Here is a 9,340-nt window from a genome sequence, read left to right as displayed (position 1 = left end):
TGCCCCAGTTCCACATGGGGGAAACGAGGATGCGGTCATCACCAATCATGTTTCTGAAGTCGGCATTGTATCCAACAGCATACTTGCCACGTTCCAAAGCTGCCTTGGCAGGTTCGGTGGTGTCCTGATGCTGGGCAATGACATCACAACCCTGGTCAAGCAGGGCAACAGCACCCTGACGTTCCAAGGAAGGGTCATACCAAGTGTTAGTCCAAACTACAGTTACGGTAGCTTTTGGATTTACGGCTCTGGCGCCAAGAGCAAAGGCGTTGATGCCACGGACAACTTCAGGAGTGTTGTAAGCGCCAACAAAACCGAGTTTTCCAGAGGTGGACATCTTTCCTGCAATCATGCCGGAGAGATAACGCATCTGATACATTCTTCCAAAATAGTTGGACATGTTGTCATTGGAAAGATATCCAGAGCAATGTTCGAAATATACGTCTGGGTGTGACTTTGCAACGTTGAGCATGTACTGCTGGTAGTTGTAGGAGTTTGCGAAGATGATTTTGCAGCCTTCATCAACAAGACTTTCCATGGCTCTTTCGCTGTCCTCGTTCTCGGGGATGCTTTCCATTCTGATAACTTGAATCTTGTCACCAAAATGCTTTTCAGCTGCGATTGTGCCCTGGTCGTGCATGTACGTGTAGCCCATGTCTCCAGGAGGGCTGAGATATACTACCCCAACCTTAAGTGGTCCTGAAGTACTTGCAGCTTCTTTTGATCCTTGTGCAAAAGCTGAAAAAAGGTTCCTCCCTGGACCCTCCTCCAAAAACTTTTTACGCGCTTCGCGTCCGCATGCGGGAGCCATCACGTTCTCCGAACCATCTGGCTTTCCGGGCGTTTTGCCAGGCGCCAAGCGCCGGGCAAAACGCCCGGAGTCAGGGGGTCCGGGGGGAATGATTCCCCCCGGTCGGGGAAGGGGTTCGGGGAGGGGGCTTGGCCTCTCCCCGACGGACGTGGTCAGAAAGACCCCGGCCAGTACGATGCCTGCGGCGGCGTACTGGACGGGGGTCAGGCGTTCGCCAAGGACCAGCCAGGAAAAAAGCAGGGTGAACACGGGGATGAGGTTTATAAATACCGAGGCCTTGGCGGCCGGTATCTGGCTGACGCCGTAGTTGTAGAGTCCGTAGGCCACGAAGGTGACCCCGAGCCCGAGAAAGATGACGGCCAGGGTGGGAATCAGCGGGTAGTGCTGGGGCAGGGGGATGAAAAAGAGCGTCGGGGTGAAAAAAATCGTGCCCACAAAGGATTGCACGGCCGTGAGAAAAAGCGGCTTGTGGCGCGCGGAAAGCTTTTTTAAGGTGATGATGTAGCCCACGGCGCAGCACATGGCCAAAAATTCCAGGAAATTGCCCAGGGCCGGGGCCGGGGCCGATTCGGCGGCGGTTCCCATGGCGCTTAAGACCAAAACCCCGGAGACGGCCAGGATGAGGCCGAAAAGGGTGCGCCGGGTGAGGCGTTCCTTGAGCACGAGGGCGGCGGCGGCGGCCACCATGAGCGGCAGCATGGAGGTGACCATGCCTGCCTGGGAGACCTGGGTGAAGCGCAGGGCGTTGGCCTCGAAGAGGAAGTAGAGGCAGGGTTCGCACAGGGCCATGAAAAGGATGGGCCTTATGTCCCGGCGGACATGGGCGAACCCGCCCATACGCGGCAGAAGCGGTAAAAAGACCGCCGCCGCCAGGGCCATGCGCCCGAAGACCACGAGCAGGGGCGCAAAAGCGCCCATGGCCAGTTTCATGGCGATAAACGACCCGGCCCACAGGATGGTGGCCAGGGTCAGGGCCGCAAGGGCCGGAAGCGAGGCGTTTTTTGGCATGGCGGTACGTCACGGGCAGAGTCATTCGGCGGCAGTTCGCCGCGTTGGCCGGAACGTCCGGCGGGGAAGGCCTTATAGGCCGTTTTGCACCGATTGAACAGCGACAAGGGGGCAGGGATGTTTGAGGCCTTGGAACGGTTGCCGGTTTCGGAAATGACCATGCGGCATGCGGCCTGCCGACAGCGCCTGACCGAGGTCGCGCCCGAGGCGGGTGGGCTGGCGGTGTTTTCGCGCCTGGGGATATATTATCTGACGGGAACCTGGGGCAACGGCGTATTGTGGCTGCCGCAGTCGGGCGAACCGGTCTTTTTATGCCGCAAGGGCATCGAGCGGGCCAGGCTGGAATCGCCCCTGGCGGCCATGTTTCCGTTCCGGTCCTATGCCGATCTGCCGGGCCTTCTGGCCGAGGCCGGAAGTCCGTTCTCCCCGGTTGTGGCCGCCGAGATGTCCGGGTTGACTTGGGCGCTTTCGGACCTTTTGCGGGCGCGGGTGAAAGACGTGCGTTTCGTGCCCGGGGATGCGGCCCTGGCCAAGGCCATGGCCGTCAAATCCGACTGGGAGCTGCGCAAGATGCGCCTGTGCGGAGCCCGGCACGACAAGGCCCTGCAGGAGCTTCTGCCGACCATGCTGCATCCGGGCATGACCGAGCGCGAGACCGCCCACAAGGCCTGGGAGGCCTTTTTTTCCCTGGGGCACATGGGGCATATGCGCATGAACGCCCACGGCGAGGAGATTTTTTTGGGACATGTGGCGGCCGGGGATTCGGGCAACTATCCGAGCGTCTTCAACGGCCCGGTGGGGCTTCGCGGCGAACACCCGGCCCAGGCGCTCATGGGGTGCGCGGGGCATGTCTGGAGGCCTGGGGAACCCCTGACCATGGACATCGGGTTCGTGCTCGAAGGCTACCATACGGACAAGACCCAGGTGTACTGGGCGGGACCGGCCTCGGGCATCCCGGATGTGGTCCGAAAGGCGCATGACTTCTGCATCGAGGTCCAGGCCCGTTTGGCCGAGGGCCTGAGGCCCGGCGGCATCCCGTCGGAACTGTACGCCATGGCCATGGACATGGCCAAAAAGGCGGGCCTGCAGGAGGGGTTCATGGGGCTTGGCGGCAACAAGGTGAACTTTTTAGGGCACGGCATCGGGCTGGCCATCGACGGCTGGCCGGTGATCGCCAAGGGATTCGACGAGCCGCTTCGGGAGGGCATGACCCTGGCGCTTGAGCCCAAGCACGGCATCCCCGGGGTGGGCATGGTGGGGGTGGAGAACACCTTCGAGGTCACGGCGTCCGGAGGCGTGTGCCTGACGGGGACGCGCTACGACATGCTGTGCGTGCCGTAGGCGGCGAAAGCGGCCCGGGCGGCCCGGGGCCGTGTGGCCGGGTTCTTGCCCTTGGGGCCTTAGGCGTGTACGTTTCCGCACTGCCCGCATGTCGCCATGCGGCTGGCGCGGGCTGTTTCCGGCCTGCCCCCCGTACGCGGCGCGGGCCGACGAAAAATCACGAAGAAAGGCGCACCCGTGAAAAATGAAGTTTTGTGGGCTCCCTGGCGCATGGAGTACATCCTTGGCCCCAAGGCCGACGACTGCGTTTTCTGCATTCCCAAGGACACGGGCCAGGACAGGCAGCGCCTGGTTCTGGCCAGGGGACCGCACACCTTCGTGATCATGAACAAATTCCCCTACAACAGCGGGCATCTCATGGTCACTCCCTACCGGCACACCAGTTGCCTGACCGAACTGACGCCGGAGGAGATGTTCGAGGTGTCGAATGGACTGGCCTTTTGCACGGCGGCCATGAAAAAGGCCTTCAACCCCCAGGGCGTCAATATCGGCTTAAACATCGGCGAGGCCGCCGGGTCGGGCATCGCGGCCCATCTGCATTTCCAGATGGTGCCCCGCTGGAACGGGGATTCGTCGTTCATGGCGGTTTTCAGCGAAACCCGGGTGGCGCCGGAACTGCTTTTGACCACCTACGACCGGATCAAGCCCCTGTTTGCGGACTATCCCCATCGCGGCGATGCGGCCTGCTGACGACGGGGAACGTCTCGTTTTTCGAAGGACTCTTTCCAGCGGCCGACGGCGGCGCCGGTTGCTCAAACCAGGGAGGAAAAGACCATGCGTGTTCTGAAGGTGCTTTTGCTTATTCTCTTTTTCTTTTTCTGCATGATCTTTTTCGTGCAGAACACGGCCATCCTGTCCACGCCGCTTTTGCTCAAGATGGATGTCTTCTCCCTGTCGTTCACCTCGCCCGAGGTTCCGTTTTACGTGGTGCTGCTTCTGTCCTTTGTGGTGGGCGGGGTCTTTAGCCTGTGCTATTTCGTGCTGGAAAAGGTGCGCATGGCCGGGGTGATCAAGACCCAGGCCGCCCGCGTCGCCTCCCTGGAAAAAGAGCTGGCGGCCTCCAAGAGTTATTCCGGATTGTCCACGGGAACCGCTTCCCCGTATTCTCCCGCGACCTACGAGACGACCTCGACCCCGGGGCAGGAGTCCTTCGAGGCCACGTCCGGCGAGGTGTCCGAGGCGTCCGATGACGCGGCGGAATCGTCCAGGGACAAAGCGGAAGAGAAGTAGGGTCGTGGCCGCCTGGTCCTGGTCCGCTGCAAGAGCGGCCTTCCCGATGTGCTCCCGATGCGGGGGGCTTCCCTCCGACGGACGCGCCACGAGGTGAACGCCCCCGGCATGAACGGCGTCAAACTTACTCCCATGCTGGAGCAGTACCTCCGGGTGAAGTCCGAATATCCGGATACGCTCCTTTTTTACCGCATGGGGGATTTCTACGAGCTTTTCTTCGAGGACGCCGTCACGGCGTCCCGGGAACTCCAGATCACCCTGACCTCGCGCAACCCCGGGGCCGCCTCTCCCGTGCCCATGGCCGGGGTGCCGCATCATGCCGCCGACGGCTACCTGAGCCAGCTTTTGGAGAGGGGCTTCAAGGTGGCTGTCTGCGACCAGATCGAGGATCCCAAACTGGCCAAGGGGCTGGTCAAGCGGGCCGTGACCCGGGTGTTGACCCCGGGCACCACCGTTGAGGACGCAAGCCTTCGGGCCAAGGAACACAACTATCTGGCGGCGCTTTTCTGGGACGAGCGGGAAAAGGCCGGGGGGCTGGCCTGGGCGGACTTCTCCACCGGGGAATGGTCGGGGCTTTTTTCCCGGGATCAGGCCCGGCTGTGGCAGTGGGCCATCAAGATGGCCCCCCGGGAGCTGCTTTTGCCCGACGGGTTCGAGCCTCCGCGCCAGGTGGCGGCGGCGGGACTCCAGATCAGCCGCTACCCGGCCCGGCCTCATTTCGATCTGGCCCCGGCCACCCAGCGCATCCTGGACGCCCAGGGCGTGGCCGACCTCGCCGTCTTGGACGTGGCCGACAAGCCGCCCCTGGTGCGGGCCATGGGTGCGATTTTAAGCTATCTCATCCAGACCCAGAAGCAGGACATCACCCATCTGTCCCCGTTTCGGCCGGTCAATCTTTCGAAGCACATGCTCATCGACGAGGTCACCGAGCGCAACCTGGAGATCTTCCGCCGTCTGGACGGCAAAAAGGGCCCCGGAACCCTGGTCCACGTCCTGGACCGGACCATCACCCCCATGGGCGGCCGGTTGCTGGAGTCCATGCTGCGCCAGCCCTGGCTGGAGCCTGCCCCCATCCTGGCCACCCAGGAGGCGGTCAACCTTTTCGTCACGGACGGGGCGTTGCGCCAGGCGGTGCGGTGCGCCCTGGATTCGGTCTACGATCTGGAGCGGCTGGCGGCGCGCATTTTTCTCAACCGCTGCGCCCCCAAGGACTTTGTGGCCCTGCGGCAAAGCCTCGTGGGGCTTGCGGCGCTGTGGGCGGCCCTTCAGGCCGTACCCGGGGGGACGCCAGCCTCGGACGTTCGCCGTGCGGATGGCGAAAATCCAGAGCCCGCCTCGGCTGGCGGCGTATCTAGCGACGAATCTAGTAGCATATCTGGCGACGTTTATAACGACGTTTCAAGTGACATTCCAAGCGACATCTCGGACCTGGATTCGGCCCCGGGGAGGCGCGATGGCCCAGACTCGCCGGACTTGCCGGACTCGCCGGACTCGCCCCTCACGCCGATCCCGCCGGTTGCGCCACCCCCCGGCGCCTCGGCCGGGCTTGCGGCGGTCCTGGCCCAGTGGGACGATCTGGCCGACATCCGTGATCTCCTGACCCGGGCCTTTGTCGATGCGCCGCCGCCCCTGGTCACCGAGGGCGGGCTGTTTCTGCCGGGGTATCATCCCGAACTCGACGAACTGATGGAGCTGACCGAGCACGGCGAGGGCAGGCTCAAGGAGCTTTTGGCCGAAGAGCAGCAGGCCTCGAATCTGCCGCGCTTGAAACTCGGGTTCAACCGGGTCTTCGGCTATTATTTTGAGCTGACCAAGTCCGGCGGCTACGTGCCCGAGCACTTCGAGCGCCGTCAGACCCTGGCCGACCGGGAACGCTACGTGACCCCCCGCTTGAAGGAGCTGGAAGAGCGGCTCATGGAGGCCGGGGAGAGGCGCAAGGCCCTGGAATACAACCTGTTCAAGGACGTGCGGGAGACCGTGGCCGCCTGTCGGCGGCGCCTGTCGGCCATGGCCGGGGTGGTGGCCCGCATCGACGTCTGGCAGGGGTTGGCCGAGGCCGCCGTGCGCTGGGAGTGGACCCGGCCGCAGATCCACGAGGGCCTGGCCATGGAGATCCGGGCCGGACGCCATCCCGTGGTGGAGGCCGTCGCCGGGGGCGACTACATCCCAAACGACCTGACGCTCGACGACGACCGCCGGGTGCTGCTCATTACCGGCCCGAACATGGCCGGGAAATCCACGGTGCTCAGGCAGACGGCCATCATCGCCGTCCTGGCCCAGATCGGCTCCTTCGTGCCCGCCGCGTCGGCCCGGGTGGGGCTGGTGGACCGGGTGTTTTGCCGGGTGGGGGCCTCGGACAATCTGGCCATGGGCCAGAGCACGTTCATGGTGGAGATGAGCGAGACGGCCCGCATCCTGCGCCAGGCCGGGAAGCGGTCCCTGGTGGTTCTGGACGAGATCGGGCGCGGCACCAGCACCTTCGACGGGCTGGCCCTGGCCTGGGCCGTGGCCGAAGCCCTGGCCGACCGCGAGGAGGGCGGGGTGCGCACCCTGTTCGCCACCCATTACCACGAACTCACCCGCCTGGAAGGCGTGCTCCCCGGAGTGCGCAACTACAATATCGCCATCAAGCAGTGGCGCGGGGATATCATCTTTTTGCGCCGCCTGGTGCCGGGCCCGGCGGATCGCAGCTACGGCATCGAGGTGGCCCGGCTGGCCGGGGTGCCCCGGGCCGTGGTGCGCCGGGCCGGGGAGATCTTGCAAGAGCTGGAGAAGACCCGCGACGCCGCCGCCGGGGAGCGGGCCGGTCATGGCCCGAAAACCGCCGGACAGTCGGCCCTGCCCGGGATCTTCGCCAACCCCGAAACCACGGGGGAACCGTGCCTGCCCTGTGCGGCCCACCCCCTGTCCCTGGAACTGGCGGCCCTGGACGTGGACCGCATCACGCCGCTTGAGGCCTTGCGGATGCTCGGGGATTTCAAATCACGCTACGGCGGGGAAAACGCATCGTAATAAGGAGACGCGTCATGAATCATTTCACCTACCGGCAGGGTGAGCTTTTCGCCGAGAACATCCCGGTGGCCGAGCTGGCCGCACGCCACGGCACGCCGCTGTACATCTACAGCGCGGCCACCCTGCGCCGCCATTTCCAGGCCTTCGACTCGGCCTTCGCCGGCCTGCCGCACCTGACCTGCTATTCGGTCAAGGCCAACTCCAACCTGTGCGTGCTGGGGCTATTGGCCGAATGCGGCGCGGGCATGGACATCGTCTCCGGCGGGGAACTGCACCGGGCCCTGTCCGCCGGAGTGGACCCGCAAAAGATCGTCTATTCCGGGGTGGGCAAGCGCCCCACGGAGATCGAGCAGGCCCTGGCGACGGGCATCCTCATGTTCAATGTGGAGTCCATGGGGGAACTGGACCGCATCAGCGCCATCGCCTCGCGCATGGGAAAAACCGCGCACATCGCCCTGCGCATCAATCCCGACGTGGACCCCAAGACCCATCCCTACATCTCCACGGGCATGAAGAAAAACAAGTTCGGCCTGGACATGGACAATTCGCTTCGGGCCTACGAGCGGGCCATGGATCTGCCCGGCATCGAACCCGTGGGCATCGACTGCCACATCGGCTCCCAACTCACCAGCATCGAACCCTTCCTGGAGGCCCTGGACAAGATCGTGACCTTCGGGGACAGGCTCATGGCCCGGGGCGTGCCGCTGCGCTATCTCGATCTGGGGGGCGGCCTGGGCATCACCTACAATGAGGAGGAGCCGCCGCATCCGGCCCAGTTCGGCGAGGCCCTGACCGCCGCCCTGGAGAACCATCCCATGACGCTCATCCTCGAACCCGGCCGGGTCATCGTGGGCAACGCAGGCATCCTGGTCACCGAGGCCACGTATACCAAAAGCACGCCGAGCAAGGATTTCGTCATCGTGGACGCGGCCATGAACGATCTGGTGCGCCCGGCCCTGTACGATTCCTACCACGCCATCGGCGAGGTCAAAAAACACGGACGGCCGGAGAAAAACGTGGATGTGGTGGGCCCCATCTGCGAATCCAGCGACTTTCTGGCCCGGGGGCGCGAACTTCCGGAAATCGAACCCGGCGAACTGCTGGCCGTGTTCTCGGCCGGGGCCTACGGGTTCACCATGTCCTCCAACTACAATTCCCGGCCGCGCGCGGCCGAGATCCTGGTGGACGGCGACGTGGCGGTGGTGGCCAGAAAACGCGAGACCTACGAGGATTTGATCGCGCTTGAGCGCGAATGCATCGAATAGCGTCCGTCGGTTTTCGGATTCCCCTGACGCGTCACGAAGCGGTTTTGTTGCCGCTGCCGGACGAAGGACAAGGCCCCGGTTTTTCGGAACAGGGGTCTTGCGTTCAAAGCGGGGGCCAGGTCGCCTGGCGGATAGCCCCAAGATTTTTCGCTTCCGGCGCGGCATGGCCGCAGACTGCCCGTGATTTCCGTAGCCTTTGGCCCCCCGGGCAGGACGTTTGGGATACGCCATAAAAAAAGGCGCGGGGATCGCTCCTCGCGCCTTTGATGGAAACCGGACACCCGGCAACAACCGTTACCGCTGCTTCCTTTCGGACCTGACGGGGTTGGCGGCGTCGCCGCCGCCCGGCTTCCGTCGTTGTCATATGGCGGAGAGGGAGGGATTCGAACCCTCGGTACCGGTAAAAGTACACACGATTTCCAGTCGTGCCCCTTCGGCCGCTCGGGCACCTCTCCGAAAGCTCAAAACCCTAGACGCGCCTCCAAAAAAAGGCAAGCGAAATGTTCGGCGATGTCGCGCCCGGCGGCGTGCTTTGACCGGGTGTTATCTTGGCCTTGGCGGTCTTTCCGAGAGACAGTTGTTTTTCATGAAGAGGAGGCTGCCCGCGCAAGGGGAAACATCTGCCCATTTCGCTTTCTCCTTCGGCGCAAACCCGGAGGCTGCCCGGCAAGGG

Annotated in this window: 5 protein-coding genes, 1 tRNA gene, 1 other RNA gene and 1 pseudogene; 5 read left to right on the top strand and 3 right to left on the bottom strand. The window is 63.7% G+C overall.

Annotation, left to right across the window (positions count from 1 at the left end):
* Positions 1-1,741 (bottom strand): BMP family ABC transporter substrate-binding protein (locus tag V3572_RS02010; protein WP_442877348.1); only part of this gene is annotated, 1,741 nt, incomplete at its 3' end.
* A gap of 195 nt (positions 1,742-1,936) precedes the next feature.
* Here V3572_RS02010 and V3572_RS02005 point away from each other — a divergent pair.
* From V3572_RS02005 to lysA, 5 genes and pseudogenes are all read left to right on the top strand, one after another.
* Entirely contained in the window at positions 1,937-3,160 is a 1,224-nt protein-coding gene (locus tag V3572_RS02005) for a M24 family metallopeptidase (protein WP_332109296.1), read from the top strand.
* A gap of 210 nt (positions 3,161-3,370) precedes the next feature.
* Positions 3,371-3,850, top strand: coding sequence for an HIT family protein (locus V3572_RS02000; RefSeq protein ID WP_332109297.1), 480 nt, complete (start codon positions 3,371-3,373; stop codon positions 3,848-3,850).
* 84 nt (positions 3,851-3,934) lie between these two features.
* Positions 3,935-4,390 carry a LapA family protein gene (locus tag V3572_RS01995; RefSeq protein WP_332109295.1) on the top strand — a complete coding sequence of 152 codons (456 nt, stop codon included), beginning with the start codon at positions 3,935-3,937 and terminating at the stop codon, positions 4,388-4,390.
* Positions 4,391-4,498: 108 nt separating this feature from the next.
* Positions 4,499-7,387 (top strand): annotated as a pseudogene (gene mutS, locus V3572_RS01990) (DNA mismatch repair protein MutS); the annotation flags it as partial.
* 29 nt (positions 7,388-7,416) lie between these two features.
* Positions 7,417-8,667, top strand: a complete 1,251-nt coding sequence (lysA, locus tag V3572_RS01985) for a diaminopimelate decarboxylase (protein WP_332109294.1) — start codon at positions 7,417-7,419, stop codon at positions 8,665-8,667.
* 262 nt (positions 8,668-8,929) lie between these two features.
* Here the strand turns inward: lysA and ffs are convergent.
* Both ffs and V3572_RS01975 read right to left on the bottom strand, forming a co-directional pair.
* Positions 8,930-9,023, bottom strand: an RNA gene (ffs, locus tag V3572_RS01980) — signal recognition particle sRNA small type.
* Positions 9,024-9,032: 9 nt separating this feature from the next.
* Positions 9,033-9,122 (bottom strand) — tRNA-Ser (locus tag V3572_RS01975).
* Between the last annotated feature and the right edge of the window lie 218 nt (positions 9,123-9,340).

Source organism: Desulfolutivibrio sp., from assembly GCF_036584575.1.
In the GTDB taxonomy this organism is placed as follows: Bacteria; Desulfobacterota; Desulfovibrionia; order Desulfovibrionales; family Desulfovibrionaceae; genus Desulfolutivibrio.
The sequence above is the reverse complement of the archived record's forward strand: the minus strand, read 5'-3'. Positions and strand labels throughout refer to the sequence as shown.